Source organism: Limnohabitans sp. 2KL-51 (genome assembly GCF_003063645.1).
Taxonomy (GTDB): Bacteria; Pseudomonadota; Gammaproteobacteria; order Burkholderiales; family Burkholderiaceae_C; genus Limnohabitans_A.
In genome coordinates this window covers 1-19344 of sequence record NZ_NESJ01000029.1, presented here as the reverse complement: position 1 = coordinate 19344, position 19344 = coordinate 1, and the positions used below count along the sequence as shown (strand labels likewise).

Genomic DNA, 19344 nt, shown 5'->3' with positions numbered 1-19344 from the left:
ATCTCAGGCTCAGTTCACCACTTGGGCCAATTCACCACGCGCATAACGGGCGGCCACTACCTGCAGGTTGTCGCCCTTGATCTTGGGCGCTTGGCCTTCACAGCCGAACTGCAAATAACGCTGCTTGCAAATTTGTTTGGCCGCTTCGCGGGCGGGCTTGAGCCATTCGCGGGCGTCGAACTTGTCGGGGTTTTCAAACAGAAACTTGCGCACCGCCGCTGTCATGGCCAATCGGATATCGGTGTCGATGTTGATCTTGCGCACGCCGTGCTTGATGGCTTCCTGGATTTCCTCGACCGGTACGCCGTACGTTTCCTTCATTTGGCCGCCGTACTGGTTGATCATGGCCAGCAGGTCTTGCGGCACACTGCTGGAACCATGCATCACCAAATGGGTGTTGGGGATGCGTTTGTGAATTTCCTTGACGCGGCTGATGGCCAAAATATCGCCCGTGGGCTTGCGGCTGAACTTGTAAGCGCCATGGCTGGTTCCAATGGCAATGGCCAGGGCGTCCAGGCCTGTGGCTTTCACGAATTGGGCGGCTTCTTCGGGGTCGGTCAGCATTTGGCTGTGGTCCAGCTTGCCCACCGCACCAATGCCATCTTCCTCACCAGCTTCGCCGGTTTCGAGGTTGCCCAAGCACCCCAGTTCACCTTCCACCGACACGCCCAACAAGTGGGCCATGTCCACCACACGGCGTGTCACGTCCACGTTGTAGCCAAAGTCGGCAGGTGTTTTGCCGTCTTCCAGCAAAGAGCCGTCCATCATCACCGACGAAAAACCCAGATGGATCGCGCCCTGGCAAACCGCAGGGCTTTGGGCGTGGTCCTGGTGCATGACCAGTGGGATATGGGGCCACTGCTCAGTGGCGGCCTGAATCAGGTGCTTGATGAAAGGCTCGCCTGCGTATTTGCGGGCACCAGCACTGGCTTGCAAGATGACAGGCGCGCCGACCTCGTCGGCGGCCATCATGACGGCCTGGACTTGCTCGAGGTTGTTGACGTTGAAGGCTGGAATGCCGTAGCCGTTGATGGCCGCATGGTCCAGCAGCTCGCGCATAGAAACGAGTGCCATGGTGGTGAATTCCCGGAAGGTTGAAGAGGGGGCAGCGCCGGAATGTCTCCGGCGAGTAACTGGGCGAGATTTTAAAGCCTTCGACGGGCACCTGGCCAAGTCATGCCCCCCTTCAAGGCGCATGTCCGGACCCGTGCCAGGAAAACGGTTTCAGGTGGCCCGGCAAATCTTGAGTGTGTTGGTGCCGCCTGGCGTGCCCATGGGCTCCCCCACGGTGATGGCGTAAACATCCCCCGCTTGCACAATGCCACGCTTTTTAAGGTGCGCTTCGGCTTCGGTCAATGCGGTGTCGCGGTCAGTGCTGGTGTCCATCAACAAGGGGCTGACGTTGCGCATCAAGGCCATCTTGCGCTGGGTGGCCACCTTGGGCGTCAGCGCATAAATGGGCATGCGCACACTGTGGCGGCTCATCCACAAAGGGGTTGAGCCCGAATCGGTCAAAGCCACAATCGCCTTGGCCTTGAGGTGGTGCGCGGTGAACAACGCGCCCATAGCGATGGCGTGGTCAATGCGGTTGAAGTGCGCTCCCACAAAATCGTCGTCCAGCGGGTCGTGGTCGGTTTTCTCGGCTTCAAGGCAGACGGCGGCCATCATTTCTACCGTCTCCAGCGGGTACTTGCCAGCGGCGGTCTCGGCGCTCAGCATCACCGCGTCGGTGCCATCCAGCACCGCGTTGGCCACGTCGCTCACCTCGGCACGCGTGGGCACGGGGTTGACGATCATGCTTTCCATCATCTGTGTGGCGGTGATGACCAGTTTGTCAAGCTCGCGAGCCCGTTTGATCATGTGTTTTTGCAAACCCGGCACGGCCGCGTTGCCCACTTCCACAGCCAAATCACCGCGCGCCACCATGATGCCGTCGGACACGGCCAGGATGCGGTCGAGCTCGGGGATGGCTTCGGCCCGTTCGATCTTGGCGATCAAACCCGGACGGTGTCCGTTGGTGCAGGCCACGTTGCACAGTTGACGCGCCATTTCCATGTCGGTGGCATTTTTGGGGAAACTCACGGCAACATAGTCGGCATTGAAGCTCATGGCCGTGCGGATGTCGTCCATGTCCTTGGCCGTCAGGGCAGCTGCCGTCAAGCCGCCGCCTTGTTTGTTGATGCCCTTGTTGTTCGAGAGTTCACCGCCGAGTTTGACGGTGGTGTGAACCTGCTCTCCTTTGACCGCGTTCACGGTGAGAACGATCAGACCGTCGTTGAGCAGCAGCACATCCCCTGCTTTGACGTCGCGGGGAAGCTCTTTGTAATCCAAACCCACCCCTTGCAGGTCGCCCAACTCGGTGCGGGAGGCGTCCAGTACAAACGGCATGCCGGGCTCAAGCATGACTTTGCCATCGGCAAATTTGCCAACGCGAATTTTTGGGCCTTGCAGGTCGGCCATGATGGCCACTTCGCGGCCAGCGCGTTGCGAGGCCTCGCGCACCAAACGGGCGCGGTCCACATGGTCTTGCGCCTGGCCGTGGCTGAAGTTCAGGCGAACCACATTCACACCGGCCCGGATCATGGCCTCCAAAAGTGCGGGATCGCTGGAAGCGGGGCCTAAGGTGGCAACAATCTTGGTGGCGCGACGGGGCATCAGGGAATCTCCAACGTAATTTGATTTCAATTTTCACACGAAACGGGTAACACAACCGGTTCTTTTGGCGCACATCATTCGACACAACAACACGCACCACCACGCCAACAACTGGCTGCTTTCAGACTTTTGGGCGCAAGTTGCCGCCAGATCACGCCAGTTGCTTGCTTTTACCCCTTCCAATACCCTTGAATTGATCTTTGTCAGTCCAGCTCAATCTCAAGCCGACTAAACTGTCGGTTAAGCGATTTATATTCAAGCGTCATGACTGCCATAAACACTCCCAACGTTGATCAGCCCATCCCATTGGACCAACCCCTGCCGCACCGCAAGACTTTGCGCGAGTGGTTGGTGCCCTTGTCCGAGCGCAGCACGGCTCGCGCGTTTGTGTTGCTGGCTTTTGACTACGCCTTGTTCTTTGCCCTGATTGCGGCCACCATCATGCTTGAAGCCGTCTGGGCCAAACTGCTGTGCGGCGCGGTGGCGGGCTTTGTCATCGGCCGCCTGTTCGTGATCGGTCACGACGCCTGCCACCAAAGCCTCACACCCCACCGAGAGCTGAACAAAGTATTGGGCCGCATCGCGTTTTTGCCCTCGCTCACGCCTTACAGCCTTTGGGACACGGGCCACAACGTGGTGCACCACGGCTACACCAACCTCAAAGGCGTGGATTTTGTCTGGACGCCCCTGACCGCCGAAGAGTTTGCTGGCCTGGGCTTTGCACAGCGCTTGCTGCAACGCGCCTACCGCAGCGGCTGGGCTCCAGGCCTGTATTACATGATTGAAATCTGGTGGAAGCGCGAGTTCTTCCCCAACAAAACCCACATGCCCACGCGCCGTCCGATCTTCTTCAAGGACAGCATGCTGGTCAGCGCCTTTGCCGTGCTGTGGATCGCCACCATCATTGCGGCGGCCGTGGCAACCGACCAATCGGTCTGGCTGTCCTTGCTCATGGGTGTGCTGGTCCCCTTCTTCTTTTGGAACACCATGATCGGCTTTGTGGTCTATGTGCACCACACCCATGTGAAGGTGTCCTGGCACGACAACAAAGCTGCCTGGACCAAGGCCGCGCCTTTCGTCTCGACCACCGTGCACCTGACCTTTCCCTTCAACATCGGCGGCATGATGCACCACATCATGGAGCACACCGCGCACCATGTCGACATGAGCATCCCGCTGTACCGTTTGAAGCAAGCCCAGGCCAAGCTTGAAGAAATGCTGCCTGGCCGCATCATCGTGCAACCCTTCTCCTGGAAGTGGTACTTCGAGACCGCCGAAAACTGCAAGCTTTACGACTTTGGCCGTGAATGCTGGACCGACTTCAAAGGCAGCATGACCAGCCCGGTGCGCGGCAACTTGCCGCCTGCGGCACAGGCCTGATCAGGGCGTCGACGCTCCAATTGATCGGGCCCGATGAAGTTTGAATTGCCCATGTTTTTGTCTGCCATGTGGATATTTTTGTCATTGTAGTAGCCCACCCTGTGGGCGATTGTTTTCAGGGCGTGTTCCACGCCCATCGCTCACAGGGGTGGGCTCCTACAAAAAAGCGATCTCTTGCTATGTTGGTCAAGACTTCAAGGGCCAGAGCAATAAAAAAGCCCCGCGATGCGGGGTTTTTTGTTGTCGGACATCTGAAGATTCATGTCGGGGCTGAAGCCGCCGACCTACAAAATGAACTGTCGGCGGTTTCAGCGCCAACGCTTCTTCAAACGGCTGCGCGCTTCATCAAAATTTCAATGGCAGGCAAAGTCTTGCCTTCCAAGATTTCCAGGAACGCGCCACCGCCTGTGGAGATGTAGTCGACCTGATCTTCGATGCCGTACTTGGCAATCGCCGCCAGCGTGTCCCCGCCGCCTGCGATGCTGAAGGCGCTGGATTCGGCAATGGCCTGGGCAATCACCTTGGTGCCGTTTTCAAAGGCCGCAAACTCGAACACGCCCACCGGGCCGTTCCACACGATGGTGCCCGCTTGCTTGAGCTGCGCGGCGAGCTTGGCCGCCGTTTCGGGACCGATGTCCAAAATCATGTCGTCGTCCGCCACGTCGGTGGCTTTTTTCACCGTGGCCACCGCGTCTGCCGCAAAAGTCTTGGCCACGACCACATCGGTCGGAATCGGCACATCCGCACCCCTGGCCTTCATGGCCTCGATCACCGCTTTGGCCTCGCCCACCAAGTCGGCTTCGGCCAGGCTTTTGCCGATCTTCAGGCCCGCCGCCAACATGAAGGTGTTGGCAATGCCGCCGCCCACGATGAGTTGATCCACGTTTTTCGCCAGGCTCTTCAAGATGGTCAGCTTGGTGGACACCTTGGAGCCCGCCACGATGGCGACCAACGGGCGCTTTGGATTGGCCAGGGCCTGGGTGATGGCATCGATCTCGGCGGCCAGCAAGGGGCCAGCGCAGGCGATGGGCGCAAACTGGGCGATGCCGTAGGTCGTGCCTTCGGCTCGGTGCGCGGTGCCAAAGGCGTCGTTCACGTAGATGTCGCACAGCTGGGCCATCTTGCGGGCCAGTTCTTGGTCGTTCTTTTTCTCGCCCTTGTTGACACGGCAGTTTTCGAGCAACACCACCTGGCCGGGGGCAACGGTGACACCCTCGACCCAATGGGCGACCAAAGACACCCCATTTTCATAAGGGTGGCCAAGCAACTCGCCCAAGCGCTTGGCCACCGGGGCCAGCGAGTCTTCGGGCTTGAACTCCCCCTCGGTCGGACGCCCCAAGTGCGATGTCACCATCACGGCCGCACCCGCGTCCAACGCCATCTGGATGCAGGGCACGCTGGCGCGCACGCGGGTGTCTTCGGTGATGCTGCCGTCATCGGCTTGCGGCACATTCAAGTCGGCGCGGATGAAAACGCGTTGCCCAGCGGCTTGGCCTGTGGCACACAGATCGGAAAAACGAATGACGTTCATGGAGGGTCTTGTCCTGTGTCGGAAAAATTCGGCTCAATTATAAAAAGCAGAGACAGGGCGAAGATTCGCCAAGGTTCACGCACAGGGCTGCGCTGCTGCAGGCAAGAGCGGCCCACTCACCAGCCCAACCCCAGACGCAAAGGCAAATACACCGCCATGCCCACCAGGATCGTGGTCAGCACACCGCGCCGCCAAAAGTAAGCGGCTACACCCGCCGCAGCCGCATACAAGCGGGCGTCTTGCCAGGTGCTGACCAACTCGCCCTGCACGGTGATGATTTCAGGAACAACCACCGCCGACAGCGCTGCAATGGGCGCGTATTGCAGACCGCGCTGCGCCCAATCGGGCAATTGCCAAGATTGGCTGGATATGAAAAAGAAACTGCGGGCCACCACCGTGACCACGGCCAGGCCGAAGATGACGCCCAAGGTCCAAAAATCGATGCCGTTCATGCCACTACCTTGGGTGCAGGTCGTATTTTTTCGACTGTCAGGCACAAAATAACGGCCACCGCAATCGCCACCACGATGTTGAGTTTGAGCGGCAGGTTGTAAGCGACCACTGCGGCCACACCCGCCACGGCCGCCGACAAGATGCGCATGCGCGAGCTTGCCAGTGAGCACTGAATCCCCAACAAACACAAGATGCCCGCAAAGCCCAAACCCCATTCGGGCGGAATCAAATTGGCCAAGCCCACACCCAGCAAACTGGCCCCGATCCAGCTGCTCCAGTTCAGTAAGTAGTTGCCCGCCAGATAAGCCTCTTGTCCCGTACGGTCGGCGTCTGTGCTGCCAGGGTGCGGGTATTGGCGGATGAACAGCACGTAAGTGATGTCGGCCGTGAAGTAGCCGTGGCACATGCGCTGCCAGCGCGGCAAGTGCATGAGGTAGTGGCGCAGGTGCAGGCTGAACACCACAAAGCGCAGGTTCACGCAAAAACCGGTGGCCAAAATCACCCAAGCCGGTGCCCCGGCCACCAACAGCGGAATGGCCGCCAGCTGCGAGCTGCCAGCAAACACCAGCATGGTCATGGCCACCGCCTCGAACACGCTCATGCCCGACTTGACCATGGCCACGCCCGTCATCAAGCCCCAAGCTGCCACCCCCGGCGCTTGCGGGGCAAAATCGCGAAAGCCTTGCAAGAACTCGGCGCGGCGGTAGAGCGTGGGCCGAAAAAACATCAGGCCACCAAACGCTGGCCAGGCTGCAAGGGGCAGCCACGCAAAAAGTCGGCTGCACCCAAGCGCTTGCCGCCGGGCCGTTGCAACTGCGTCAGGCACAGCTGGCCCTCACCGCAGGCCACGCGCACGCCCGAGGCATCGGCGCTGAGCACGGTGCCGGGTTGAGCGGTCTGCACGGACGGATGCGCCGTGGCTTGCCAGAGCTTGATGGTTTCCACGCCCGTGTCTGTGATCAGTGGAACGGTCATGCCCGGAAACGGGTCGAAGGCCCGAATGCGCCGCGCCAACACCTCGGCGCTCAAGGCCCAGTCCAGCGCCGCCTCGGCTTTGTCGATCTTGTGCGCGTAGTTCACACCTTCTGTGGGCTGAAGCTGGTGCGGCAAAGCGTCGAGCGAAGCCAGCGCCTGCACGATGGCCTGCCCGCCCAGCGCGGCCAGGCGGTCGTGCAGCACGGCGGTGGTGTCGGTGGGCGCAATCGCGCAGGGCAAGACCAGCAGCATGTCGCCGGTGTCCAAACCTGCGTCCATCTGCATGATGGTGATGCCGGTTTGCGTGTCGCCCGCCTCGATGGCGCGGTGAATCGGCGCCGCCCCGCGCCAGCGTGGCAGCAAAGAGGCATGGATGTTCAGGCAACCCTTGGGCGGCAGATCCAGCACCCACTGCGGCAGGATCAGACCGTAAGCCGCCACGATCATGGCGTCGGCCTGATGGTCGAGTTTTGCGTCCAGCAGAGTCTGCCGGGCGGCTGCCGCGTCTTCGGGGTATTTGCCATCGAGCCGCAAGCTGCGCGGCTGGGCCACCGGCACCGCGTGGTCCAGTGCCCATTGCTTGACGGGCGAAGGCTGCAGCTTCATGCCGCGCCCGGCGGGTCGGTCGGGCTGGGTCAACACCAGCACGATCTCGTGCCCTGCCGAATGCAGGGCCGCCATGGCCACTTGTGCAAATTCGGGTGTGCCCGCAAAAATCAGCCGCATGCCGTGCTCAGCGCTCGGCTTTTTGGGCTTTGACCATCTTGGTCTTGATGCGCCCTTGCTTGAGCGGCGAAAGGTATTCCACAAACACCTTGCCCATCAGGTGGTCCAACTCGTGCTGGATGCACACGGCCAGCATGCCCTCGGCTTCGATGGTGCGGTGTTGACCGCTGCGGTCCAGGGCCACCACCTTGACGGCCGTGGCACGCTCGACGCCGTCGTAAATGCCCGGCACCGACAAGCAGCCCTCTTCGCCCTTCACGCGCTCGTCGTTCATCCAGATGATCTCGGGGTTGATCAGCACGATCGGTTGGTTGCGCTCTTCAGAGGTGTCGATCACCACCAGGCGCTCGTGCACGTCGATTTGTGTGGCAGCCAAGCCAATGCCGCTGGCCTCGTACATGGTCTCCAGCATGTCGTCGATCAGGGCGTGCACGCGCGCGTCGACCGCCTGCACGGGTTTGGCCACCTTGTTCAGGCGGGGGTCGGGGTAGCAAAGAATGGGAAGCAGGGCCATGGTTCAAAAAATCAAAAGGGATAACGTGTATTTTCGGTCATTTCGATCCAGCGCCTGCATGGTTCAAGCCGAGAGACCGAATTGCACGAATCGGATCATGAAACGCGCCAGCGCCAAACCGTCATGCGGTTCGGAAAGACTGCCCATGCTCTGCTCGTAAAGCGGCTCCCCCATCAAGGCGCGGCGCTTGTCCAGCAAAAAGGCCGACACCTCGGGCGTGAACTCCGGGTGCGGCTGAATGCAAAACACCTGGTCCCCCAGCGCGTAAGCGGCCACCGGACAGTCGGCTTGTGTGGCCAACAAAGTGGCGCCTGGCGGCAAAGCCAGCACCTGATCCTGGTGGCTGGCCAGCAAGGCCACTTGGGCCGCTTGACCCGGCGCCAGCCCCAAGTTTTCGGGCGCGCCCAGCCAGTCATAAGCCTGCCGCCCAACCCGCCAGCCCCGGGGCGCCCGCTGCACGGGCGCACCCAAACAATGCGCGATCAACTGGTGACCAAAACACACGCCCAAAAGCTTGTGCTGGTCCTGCAGCAAACGCGCCACCTGCTCGCGCAAGGTCACCACCCAGGGCTCGTCCGAAAAAGAATCGGCGCGGCTGCCGGTCAAGAGCACCGCATCGTAGGCCGCAAAACTGCCCGGGTATTGCCCATGTCGGGCACTGAAGGTGTCGATTCGGCCCTTGTAACCCGCTTGCGCAAACAAACGCTCAAACATCGCCGCCACCCGCGAGTAACGCTGCGCCAGAGGGGGGTCCAGGTCGTCGTTTTCGAGGATACACAGGTGCATGTGCTCGGTAGGCTGTTGGGTAAGAGGGTGCATGGCGTGATTTTATGGACTTGGCGCGAGCCGGGCTTTGAACCACAATGCTCAGCACAACATTCATTTGACGGTCATTCAGGCCGCACAGGGAGAAACATGGTCAACACCCCCGAGGAATTGGGCGCTTGGTTGCGGCTGGTGCTCACACCCGGCGTCGGCAACGAAAGCGCCAGGCGCCTGCTGGCGGCCTTTGGCGAGCCCGAAGCGATTTTTTCGCAAACCGAAACCGCCCTGTGCCAGGTGGTCAGCCCCAAGCAGGCGCAGGCGCTGTGCCACATGCCCGATGGCTGCGCCGACCTCACGCAAGACACCCTGGAATGGCTGCAAGCGGGTACCGGGCCCAGTCGCTGCGTGCTCACCCTGGGAGATGCCGATTACCCTGCCCCGCTGCTGGACATTCCCGACCCGCCTCTGATGCTCTACGCCATGGGCCAGACGGCGCACCTGCCCCGGCTGCGGGCAGAGCTTGCGCTGGCCATGGTGGGCAGCCGCAACCCCACGCCGCAAGGAGCCGAGAACGCCCGCGCCTTTGCCTGCAGCTTGGCCGCCAGTGGTTTAACTGTGGTTTCTGGCCTGGCACTGGGGGTGGACGGTGCATCGCATGAAGGCGCACTGCAAGGCGCAACGACAGGACAGCTGGCCACCATCGCCGTGGTGGGCACCGGACTGGACCGCGTCTACCCGCGCCAGCACCGTGAACTGGCGCACCGCATTGCCCAAAACGGGCTGATCCTGAGCGAATACCCGCTGGGCACACCACCGCTGTCGCCCAATTTTCCGCGCCGCAACCGGCTGATTTCAGGCCTGTCGCAAGCCACGCTGGTGGTGGAAGCCGCCCTGCCTTCCGGCTCACTCATCACCGCCAAGCAGGCCCTGGAGCAAGGCCGCGACGTGATGGCGATCCCCGGCTCCATCCACGCCACCCAATCCAAAGGCTGCCATGCGCTCATCAAGCAAGGCGCCAAACTGGTCGAGTCGGCGCAAGATGTACTTGAGGAGTTGCGCCTGCCCATCCCAGACGCCCAACAGGTGCTGACCTTGGACAAGCAATCCCCGGAAGATGCGTTCTCGGGCGATGACCCCGAACGCGCCCTGCTGCGCGCCCTGGGCCACGACCCCGTGGGCCTGGACGCCCTACAAGCGCGCTGCGGTTGGCCCACGGCGCAACTGCAGGCGCAGCTGCTGGAGCTGGAGTTGATGGGCCAAGTAGGCCGACTGCCCGGCGGGCTGTTTCAACGCATCGGGTCGGCTTGATGGGGGCGGTTGTTGTCATCGCTTGGCACAGCCGATGCACCAGCCTCAGGGCCTGGCCGCACATTGCCCAACTCCAGCATGGCCACACGCTGGTTCAAACGGCGCAACTGCCGCTCCAGACGGGTCTGCATCATGTCGGCATAAAGCGCCTTGATGAACAACACCACCACCGCCCCCAGCAGCAGCGCCGCAGGGGCATAGCTGATGCCCACCAGTTGCGCCACACGGTCGATCAAACCGGGCCACAAGCCCAGCAGTGCGCCCAGGGCCGCCACCACAATCCAGAACAAACCATGGTGGATGTAGAGATGATCACGCCGCAGCAAGACCAAGATCAGGGCCGCCAAGCCCAAGCCGATCAGCGAAGTGGTGATTTGCAAAGCGGGCATCAGGGTTTGACCTTGGGTGCAGCGCCGGTCAACTGGCGTTCCAGTTGGCGATAGGCGGGGTTGTTGGGTTCAGCACTCAAGGCAATGTTCAGGTCCAGCACACTAGCGGCCCGGTTGCCCATGTTGAAATAGGTCAGGGCGCGCGCATAGTGCGCCCCGGATGTTGGTCGTTTGGCCAAGGCTGGGTTGAGCAACGCCAAAGCGCTGGCATAGTCCTTTTGGCCGTTGTGGGCCATCACCAAACCAATCAGGTAGCGCTGGGCATCGGGTTGCGCGGCCACGATGATTTTGTAGTCAGCAATGGCGGTGGCGAAATCCTTTTGGGCCACCGCCGCCTCGGCGCGGCGCACCCGCGTGAAAAACGCCACCTCAGGCGCTTGGGGTTGGCCCAAAGCCTGGGTGAAGCTGCGCTGCGCCTCCTCGAAGTTTCGAATCGCAAAATACGATTCCCCCCGGTGGTAATACAAGGCCGCCTCGGTGAAACCTTGGCGCTCGGCCTGCGCCAGTTGCTCCAGTGCCGCGTTGTGCTGCTTTTGCTGCTGCAAAGCCACGCCCAAGTTCATGCGCGCAGAACCCAAGGGCTCCCCCAAATTCACCGCCGAGCTGAACAGGCGCGTCGCCTCGGCGTAATCAGCCCGCTCCAAAGCTTCAGCCCCATGGTTCAAAAACGGCCGCCAGCGGCCTACCGCTTGGGCTGGGGCCTTTGTGTCAACTTTGGCGGCCGCATCGGCCCACACACTGCGCGCGTTGTAAAAACTGTCGATGCGCCCCCAGCTGAGCAGCGCCAGCACCAGGCAAAGCAACACGGTGACGACCACCTGGGTCTTGCCAGGTGCATACGCCAAGGGAATGGCCAAGAGCAAGGGCAGCGTGATGGACCACAAATAACTGCGGTACAAAACAAAAGGGTCCTGAATCCAGACAGTGGTGAATTCGGTGACAAACATCAAACCCGGCAACAAAAGCGCCAAAGCCGCCAGCGCCCAGACATCGCTTCGGCGCAACACCAGCCAGGCACTGCCCAGCATGGCCAAGACATAAGCCACAGCCCCCACCAACTCAATGCTGAAAAAACCCAGTGGAAATTGCGGCCGGATGTCCACCGCCATGAAGCCCGGCAAAGGTATCAGCCACGTCATGCCATAACGCCAAAACAAGCTGGCCTGGTTCAAAATGCTCAAGGCATACAGGTCTTTGCCAATGCCGGGCTGGATCTGCTCCAGCTGAGCCGCAAACGCCCGGGAGGTCTCGTCAAAGACCACCCCGATGATGCTTCCGTACACCTGCAGCAACAAAGCCGCGGAAAGGCCCATCAAGCCCACCGCCCCCAAACTGATGGCCAAAGCCATTTTGAAACCCGGGCGTCTGACAAAGATATAAAGAGGCGGCACACACAACAAGGCACTGATCGCGTACTCTTTCGAGGCCAAGGCCAGCACATACAACGCGGCCGCCGCCAAGTACCAGACCCAGCGGCGCTGCCTCATGCCCCACACCATACACAGGCAAGCCAACACCACAAACAAGGTGGCCATCACGATAGAACGCTGAATCAGATACGCCACCCCATAAACCGCCACCGGATGGAATGCCCAAATGGCCGCCGCCATCTGGCTGGCACCTTTGATCGCACCGTCTCTGTCAGCACTCTTTTGCAACTGCTCGCTCCAGGTGGTGGATTTGAGCAATTCGTGCACCAGCGCCCCCAAGGCGATGGCGGTGGCACAGTGCAAGGCCAGATTGAACAGGCGCTGAATGGGCCAGCTTTCGCCTAAAATAGTTTGTATCCAGACAAAACTGCCGTAAGACAACGTCCGCACGCGCAGCTCCAGCAAGCTGCCATACTGGCTAAAAATGGTGCCATCGGTCAGGCGGGCATCGTCGAACACCAACTGGTTTTTGAACCCCGTGGCGTACAAGGCCAGCAAGCCGGCCACGAGGGCCAGCAAATAGGCTGCACTTTTTTGGTTTGCGGATAAATTGAACATGTCTTTTGATGGACGCTAAACCTCTAGTTTAATGATAGTTTTCATGTCAATCGAATTGATACGCTGCGCCCACGTGCCAAGTCAACCTCTATGGCGCTGGGTCTTTTGCCTGGCACTCGGTCTGGGCCTGGCTATGCCCAGCCTGGCCCAAGTCTGGAAATACGTGGATGACCAAGGGGTCACCCACTACACCAACCAACCCGTGGACAAAGGTTTGTTGATCATTGCCGGCGACACCCCAGCAGTCACCCCGAACGTAACCGATGTGGGTGTTTTGCCTGAAGACCAGGCGCGCCGCACACTGAACTTTGTCGAATCGCGAAGCGGCTACAAGGACAACCAGGCCCAGCTGATGGCCGCGGCCCAGACCCATGGCGTCGACTATGCGCTGGTCAAGGCGGTGACCGCCACCGAATCGGCCTTCAACCCCCAAGCTGTGTCCCACAAAGGGGCGGTGGGCCTGATGCAAATCATGCCTGCCACCGCTGCGCAATACGGCGTTCGTTCCGAGCCAGGCATCTCGGTCGTGCAAAAGCTCAAAGAACCCGGCATCAATATCCAGATTGGCACCCGTCACCTGGCCGACCTGACCCGTTTGTACCCCGGTCGCATGGACCTGGTGCTGGCCGCTTACAACGCGGGCCAAGGCGCTGTCAGCCGGGCCGGCCACCAGATCCCCAACTACCAAGAGACGCAAAACTACGTGCGTAAAGTCTTGGCCATTTACAAAATACTGCAAACCCGCAGCTGATGAGTGCCACGGCAGACCGCCCGCCCCGCTCAAGTTACGGCCTGAACTGCCGAATCATTGAGAGCTATTAAAAAAGACTTTGCAGGATTGTCCATGCCCTCACTGAAAACCACGCTGTTGCTGCTCACCGCTTTTTTGGCCAGCGGTTGCGCCAGCGTGCTGCATGGTGACAACCAATCCATGCGCGTGTCCACCTTCTGCGGTCAACAAAGCGTGCCGGCCTCGTGCGTAGCGACCAACTCCAAAGGCAGCTGGCCCCTCCAGACGCCTGCTAGCATCCTGGTCCAGAAAGCCCATGACCCTCTGACCATCCGCTGCAAAAGTCCTTTTTTTGCTGAAGGCGTGGCTCAAGTCCCCGCCTCGCCCAACCCGATGCTTGCGGGCAACCTGGTCTTTGGCGGTCTGATCGGGGCTGGGGTCGACTTGGCCACTGGTGCCGGGTTTGCTTACAACACCGTGGTCAACATCTTTTACCCCTCCTGCCGATAAAAAAGCCCTGAAATGTCCAAAATCAAACTGCTCCTCCTGACCCTTTCTGTCACCTTGCTTTCCGCTTGCGGTGGTGGAAGCAGCGGGTGCTCAGCCGGTTTTGGCGGCATCGTCGGCGGCTCTGGTGCATGTGACAAAACTCCAACCGATTCGGCACCCTTGGCCGTGGCTGGATTTGACCAAAGTGTTCTGATGGGCACCACGGTCACACTCGATGGCAGCTTCAGCCGCGACCCCGACGGCAAACCCCTCACTTACCTTTGGACCCTGCGCAACAAACCCGCAGACAGCGCCGCCACCTTGTCCTCCAGCACCGCCGCTCTGCCCACATTCGTGGCCGACAAAGCCGGCGTCTATGTGGCCAGCCTGAAGGTCAACGACGGCAACATCGACAGCACCCTGGCCTTTGTCACCATCACAACCGCTGAAATCAATGCAGCCCCGGTCGCCAACGCCGGCACCAACCAAAACGTCAAGCTGAAAAGTCCAGCTGAACCCGTCACACTCGACGGCAGCTTCAGCTCTGACGCCAACCGCGATCCCCTCGTTTACACCTGGAAATTCGAGTCGGTCCCGCCTGGCAGCAGCGCCACTTTGACCTCTACCAGCGCCGTGCGCCCCACCTTCACGCCTGACAAGGTCGGCAGCTATGTGGCCAGCCTTTCCGTGACTGACGGCCGCCTGATCAGCAACTTTTCCACCGTCACCGTCATCGCCTCGGCCGTCAACTCGGCGCCCACCGCACGCATCAGCGCCCTGACCCCAGTGGCCATGGGCAAAACCGTCACCCTAGACGGCAGCAGCAGCTTCGACCCGGACCGCGACCCCCTGACTTACCAATGGGTGCTGATCAGCCAACCCACGGGCTCCAGTGAAGCGCTGTCCAGCACCACCACCTCCAAGCCCACTTTGAACGCCTCCACTGCCGGCAACTACGTGGCCAGTCTGGTGGTCAACGATGGCACGGTCATCAGCGACTACGCCTTCATCACCCTCACGGTCATGGCCCCGCCTGTGGCCAAAGCTGAGGTCACCAACGGCACCATTGCCCTGACGGGCAACATCGCCTCGGGGACATCACTGACCCTGGACGGCACCGGCTCCACCGACCCCCTCAAAGCCGCCTTGACCTACCAATGGACTGTGACCGCAGCACCCTCCGCCAACTTGGCCAAACTGGGCAGCCCCACCGCCGCCAAGGCCACCTTCGCGCCCGTTGTCGCAGGCGACTACGTGATCACCTTGGTGGTCAACAACGGCACCGTGGACAGCAACACCGTGACCCTGCTGCTCAAGGTGATCTGATCGTCGTCCTGTCCAAAACATCGTGAATGTTTTGCGATGGGCAGCGCTGCACCATGGATCCCGGGTCTTCGCCCGGGATGACACAAAAAGGGGATGACCTGAGAATTCGATACCGTCGAGCCAGTTGAATAGAACTTGAGCAGGGCGGCAAATTTCTGCCGCCCCAGCTGGCTTAAAAATTGCATAGCTTTTGTCAAATCAACTTATCGCTGGAGATTTGACATGGATGCCATTCGATTTTTAAACTTTTTGCATGACTTTGCGGCAAATTCAACCCAAAAAACAAATACCAACGCCACAGGTGGCGGCAAAACGCCACCTGCGAACCTCGCGGATACTTTCACCGCTTTTGAGTCACAACTCAGGGCATTGATGAACACAGGCGAATCGGCAGCGCCAACCGCCTCCACCTCCACCTCCACCTCCGCCGCCACCGCCGCTGCCGCCGCTGCATCACCCAGTACAAGTACCGAATTTGTCATTGGAGGTGGGAGTCAGAGCATCACAGACCTGGACAAGAGCCTCGCAGCCACAGAAGCCATGCTGGCCATGGTGTCGGAAAGAAATCTGTCGGCGCCAACCCCATCTAGCACCACTGCGTCAACCACCCCCTCCGCAGAAAACGATGAGCTGAAAGAAATCATTGCTTGGCGCAGAGAGCAAATAGACCAGATGCTCCACGTCAAAGTTGGCGACCTATGGGACCGCCAAGGCATTACCGATCCGTTCAATCACCCCAAATTGCTGGCTGACGCCCAACAATCTCAAGAAGTTGCTTTGTTCAGAAAGGCCCACATGCCTGGTTTTGTCGCGCAATGGGAAGGGGATTGGCGAACACAACTTTCATCTGAACGGCAAACCAATGAATTGCGTCGAATCGAATTGGCCGCCGCAAGCGCAGCCAGTGGGTTCACCACTGGCGGTGGCACAGCTTAAACGTTGAACGCCCAAGAGGCGTCCCATCTGAATTGGATCGCTACCACTGCTCGTTCAGATCACAATGCATCCGCCTTCAATAATAAGAATATGATGCGAACAACTCTAGCGATTGGCACCTTGGGCCGCTGGACTCCCAAGCACCTGCACCATGAAATGCAGGCATCTTGATTTTCACTTTTTGCCTGATATCTCACGTCCACCGAATGCGCCTCCGCTGCCCTGCACAAAGCCTCCTGACTACTCTTTGCACCGGCCTGCTGCTGATCTTGCAAGGCTGTGGTGGCTCTGGGAGTTCCGGGGGCGATTCAGCCGTATACGGCCCCGGCTACTTCGAACCACCTTTTGTCAGCGCCAACAGCCTCCTGGAGCAATGCACGGACCAGAACCCCAAGAAGTTCATCCGAGCCTACCTTGACGAGAACTACCTGTGGCCCGAGCAAGTCCAACGCCGTGATGCCCTGGCCTACGCCAGCGCCGCCGATTACTTCAAAGCCATTCTGGCGCCGTCCAACATAGACCGATTCAGCTTCAGCAGCGCCATTGAAGAAGCCGATGCCCGAGAAACCGGAGAAGCTTTCGACGTCGGCATTCACTGGGTCAATGCAGGCAGCTCGGCCGCCCCCCTTTGGCGTGTGGCCCGTGTCGAACCCGCCTCGCCTGCCGCGTTCAGTGGCATCCGCCGAGGCGACACCCTGTCGGGCAAGGTCAGCACCAACCTTTACAGCAACACCACACCAACCCTCTTCTACAACTTCAGCTATCTGAGAAACGGCCAGCTGCTGCAAGCCAATCTCCGTCCGGCATCCATCTTCGAAGACCCTGTGGGCCAGGGGATCGTGCTCAACAACAACGCCCGCACAATCGGTTACCTCGGGTTCGAATCGCATTACGGCAACGCCCAAGACCAGCTGATTGAGTCCTTGCAATCCATGGCCCAACAGGGCATTGAAGAGCTGGTATTGGACCTGCGTTACAACAGCGGCGGCTACCTTTACATCGCCAGCACACTCGCCTCCATGCTCACGCCCTTGCCCGTGTTGCAAACCCTGCCCGAATTCATCCGGCTCCAACCCAACGCCAAATTGACCGCCAGCTACCAAAACGCCGTGCTGCGCCTGTCCCCTGTCGTGCAGTACGTCGGCGACAGCGCCGTCTTCACAGCGGGCAGCATGCTGCCCCAGCTCCCGATCAAACGGGTGTATGTGCTCACCACAGGGGCCACTTGCTCAGCCAGCGAAAGTTTGATCAATGGGCTGCGCGGCGTGGGTGTCACCGTGCACACCATCGGCGACACCACCTGCGGCAAACCCTATGGCATGTCCCGTCAAGACAACTGCGGTACGGCCTATTACCCCATTCAATTCCGAGGGGTGAACGCACGCGGCGAAAGCGACTTTGCCGATGGCTTCACGCCCACATGCACAGTACCTGACGACCTCGACCACCCCCGTGGCGACAGACAAGAAGCCCAACTCAAAGCCGCCCTCACCCACATGAACACCGGCTCTTGCCCGGCCAGCAACCTCATCGCTGGCCGCTCGGCGGCCACTGTGCAAATGTCACCTCATCCATCGGGCACGGGGTACACACCACAGCAACGCCAACGGCCCGGCATGGCCATCCTCCAACCAGCTCACTGAGGCACGCTGACCCCCACCGACGCATCCTCAGAAGTCATCACAGCCCGACCGTTGACCACCGCAGGAATCAACCAGGCAAACCACTGTGCATTGCGCTGCAACAAGGGGGTCGTTGACACCAAACCCGGCCAAGTGATTTTCTGAATGGTCCTGCTTTGATAAAACGTCCCATCACCACCCGACGTGCGCAAAGCCCACAGACTTCGCGATGCGCCCGTGCCTGTCACCGCAAAATCAAGCACCACCCCCTCGCCAGCCACCGCAGGCAGTGTGATCGGTGTCACTTGGGCAAACTGGTTGTCCCCGGGGTTGATGAGCAGAGTGGTGGTGGTGCCGCCCCACTCATGCCCACCCACAAGCACATCCAAACGCCCATCTTCATTCACATCCAGCAACTCCACGGTGTAAAGCCCTTTTTCTCTCAAACTCGCAGGAAAGCGGGCTCGAGACTCTCTTTCGAACACACCGTTGCCCTTGTTGATCAAGGCGTACACCACCGCCGGGTCCGAGCTGTTGGTCACCACCACGTCTGGCAAGCCGTCCCCATTCAAATCAGCCGCCGAAGCCGAATGAAAGAAACCCACATCGGCCGAAGCCACCTTGACCTCATAGCGGCCATTGGGTTGACTCAACACCACTAAATTGCGCTCACCCGGGTACGGGTCTGCATCGTAGCCATGGCAAGCCAGAAACACATCCGGTCGTTGGTCGGCATTGAAGTCAGCCACGATGGCGCGCCGTGGGTGAATACAACCCTGAGCCGATGACAACATCACCACATCGCGCTCAAAACTCCCATCGACTTGCTTGCGCCAAAACTCCAGACGGCTGGGCGTGGCATTCTGTACAGCACGCCGTGGGTCATAGGTCAAGGAAGCGGTGAACAGGTCCAGCAGCCCTTGCCCAGAAAAATCGGCATACGCACGAACCACCCCCACCCCGGATCGGCCTCCCGGCAAATCCTGAGGCTTCAAGCCCACGGCCTTGAAATTTTGGTAAGAAGTAGGCATCACGGGTTTGGCCACAGGGACAACCACAGGCTGAGTAGCGTCTGGCTCCGGTTTAACAACGACATTGCCAAGCCCCTTGCCCCCTCCTCCGCCACCACATGCCGTCAGCCAGCCAACTGCGAATAAAAGCCAAAACGGTTTCATGTCACAAGCATTCAAATAAAAATGGACAATGATCAGTTTGACACGAGCACATAAAATTACACACATGCATGTCCACTGGCTATCACCCTACACCTATGAAGATCCCCGGCAGGTCTATCAATCACCTCTGGCAAGCTTGCGGTTGAGAGCAGGCCCTTTGGTCAGCGTAACAGACTCAAATCTAACCGTGTCTGTTGGAGAAAAAATACCGGGCCATACCAACGTCTGCATCGTTGGAAAAATTGGAGCTCATGACAGTAGTGTCCGGTTAAAAAGTGAATAAATTCAACTGGTTAGCGTCGGACGGGTTGTCGATTGTGTTGCCATCGAGCTGCAAGGCGCTTGAAACCTCGGTTTTCTCGAATACCGAGACCGACAAGAT

At 59.9% G+C, this 19344-nt stretch carries 18 protein-coding genes; 7 read left to right on the top strand and 11 right to left on the bottom strand.

Going from position 1 to position 19344, the window contains the following annotated elements; translation table 11 throughout:
• Window positions 1–9 precede the first annotated feature (9 nt).
• Together fba and pyk are read right to left on the bottom strand one after the other, a co-directional pair.
• Complete coding sequence (gene fba, locus B9Z49_RS20305) at window positions 10–1074, bottom strand: class II fructose-bisphosphate aldolase (protein ID WP_108355263.1); 1065 nt, start codon at window positions 1072–1074, stop codon at window positions 10–12.
• A 150-nt stretch (window positions 1075–1224) separates the two neighbouring features.
• Window positions 1225–2655, bottom strand: coding sequence for a pyruvate kinase (gene pyk, locus B9Z49_RS20300; RefSeq protein ID WP_108355262.1), 1431 nt, complete (start codon window positions 2653–2655; stop codon window positions 1225–1227).
• A gap of 264 nt (window positions 2656–2919) precedes the next feature.
• Between pyk and B9Z49_RS20295 the strand changes: the two genes are divergently transcribed.
• A complete protein-coding gene (locus tag B9Z49_RS20295) occupies window positions 2920–4035 on the top strand; it encodes a fatty acid desaturase (RefSeq protein ID WP_108355261.1) in 1116 nt (371 codons plus the stop codon).
• A 325-nt stretch (window positions 4036–4360) separates the two neighbouring features.
• On the opposite strand, the gene B9Z49_RS20290 is transcribed toward B9Z49_RS20295, so the two are convergent.
• The 6 genes from B9Z49_RS20290 to B9Z49_RS20265 form a co-directional block, all read right to left on the bottom strand.
• The gene (locus tag B9Z49_RS20290) at window positions 4361–5566 is read right to left on the bottom strand and encodes a phosphoglycerate kinase (protein WP_108355260.1); all 1206 of its coding nucleotides are present in this window, start codon (window positions 5564–5566) and stop codon (window positions 4361–4363) included.
• A 116-nt stretch (window positions 5567–5682) separates the two neighbouring features.
• The gene (locus B9Z49_RS20285) at window positions 5683–6018 is read right to left on the bottom strand and encodes an AzlD domain-containing protein (protein WP_108355259.1); all 336 of its coding nucleotides are present in this window, start codon (window positions 6016–6018) and stop codon (window positions 5683–5685) included.
• On the bottom strand, window positions 6015–6746 hold the full coding sequence (locus tag B9Z49_RS20280) for an AzlC family ABC transporter permease (protein WP_108355258.1): 732 nt from the start codon (window positions 6744–6746) through the stop codon (window positions 6015–6017). Before B9Z49_RS20280 ends, B9Z49_RS20285 begins: the two co-directional genes overlap by 4 nt.
• Complete coding sequence (gene fmt / locus B9Z49_RS20275; protein ID WP_108355257.1) at window positions 6746–7720, bottom strand: methionyl-tRNA formyltransferase; 975 nt, start codon at window positions 7718–7720, stop codon at window positions 6746–6748. Before fmt ends, B9Z49_RS20280 begins: the two co-directional genes overlap by 1 nt.
• A 7-nt stretch (window positions 7721–7727) precedes the next feature.
• A complete protein-coding gene (def, locus tag B9Z49_RS20270) occupies window positions 7728–8234 on the bottom strand; it encodes a peptide deformylase (protein ID WP_108355256.1) in 507 nt (168 codons plus the stop codon).
• Between the two features lie 63 nt (window positions 8235–8297).
• Window positions 8298–9053, bottom strand: coding sequence for an amidotransferase (locus B9Z49_RS20265; RefSeq protein WP_233254740.1), 756 nt, complete (start codon window positions 9051–9053; stop codon window positions 8298–8300).
• A 96-nt stretch (window positions 9054–9149) separates the two neighbouring features.
• Here B9Z49_RS20265 and dprA point away from each other — a divergent pair, with 96 nt between their 5' ends.
• Complete coding sequence (gene dprA / locus B9Z49_RS20260) at window positions 9150–10307, top strand: DNA-processing protein DprA (RefSeq protein ID WP_108355254.1); 1158 nt, start codon at window positions 9150–9152, stop codon at window positions 10305–10307.
• Here dprA and B9Z49_RS20255 read toward each other — a convergent pair.
• Together B9Z49_RS20255 and B9Z49_RS20250 are read right to left on the bottom strand one after the other, a co-directional pair.
• Complete coding sequence (locus B9Z49_RS20255; RefSeq protein ID WP_108355253.1) at window positions 10286–10696, bottom strand: DUF2304 domain-containing protein; 411 nt, start codon at window positions 10694–10696, stop codon at window positions 10286–10288. The two genes, dprA and B9Z49_RS20255, sit on opposite strands and share 22 nt — an antisense overlap.
• Entirely contained in the window at window positions 10696–12684 is a 1989-nt protein-coding gene (locus tag B9Z49_RS20250) for a lipopolysaccharide assembly protein LapB (protein WP_108355252.1), read from the bottom strand. Before B9Z49_RS20250 ends, B9Z49_RS20255 begins: the two co-directional genes overlap by 1 nt.
• Window positions 12685–12727: 43 nt before the next feature.
• Here B9Z49_RS20250 and B9Z49_RS20245 point away from each other — a divergent pair, with 43 nt between their 5' ends.
• From B9Z49_RS20245 to B9Z49_RS20225, 5 genes are all read left to right on the top strand, one after another.
• On the top strand, window positions 12728–13435 hold the full coding sequence (locus B9Z49_RS20245; RefSeq protein ID WP_158273560.1) for a lytic transglycosylase domain-containing protein: 708 nt from the start codon (window positions 12728–12730) through the stop codon (window positions 13433–13435).
• A 93-nt stretch (window positions 13436–13528) separates the two neighbouring features.
• Window positions 13529–13924 carry a hypothetical protein gene (locus B9Z49_RS20240; protein WP_108355250.1) on the top strand — a complete coding sequence of 132 codons (396 nt, stop codon included), beginning with the start codon at window positions 13529–13531 and terminating at the stop codon, window positions 13922–13924.
• A gap of 12 nt (window positions 13925–13936) precedes the next feature.
• Window positions 13937–15229, top strand: coding sequence for a PKD domain-containing protein (locus B9Z49_RS20235; protein WP_108355249.1), 1293 nt, complete (start codon window positions 13937–13939; stop codon window positions 15227–15229).
• Window positions 15230–15364: 135 nt separating this feature from the next.
• A complete protein-coding gene (locus B9Z49_RS20230) occupies window positions 15365–16165 on the top strand; it encodes a hypothetical protein (RefSeq protein ID WP_146188575.1) in 801 nt (266 codons plus the stop codon).
• A gap of 206 nt (window positions 16166–16371) precedes the next feature.
• Entirely contained in the window at window positions 16372–17808 is a 1437-nt protein-coding gene (locus tag B9Z49_RS20225; protein ID WP_108355247.1) for a S41 family peptidase, read from the top strand.
• On the opposite strand, the gene B9Z49_RS20220 is transcribed toward B9Z49_RS20225, so the two are convergent.
• Window positions 17802–18818 carry a VCBS repeat-containing protein gene (locus B9Z49_RS20220; protein WP_158273559.1) on the bottom strand — a complete coding sequence of 339 codons (1017 nt, stop codon included), beginning with the start codon at window positions 18816–18818 and terminating at the stop codon, window positions 17802–17804. The genes B9Z49_RS20225 and B9Z49_RS20220 overlap by 7 nt on opposite strands.
• Window positions 18819–19344: the final 526 nt, after the last annotated feature.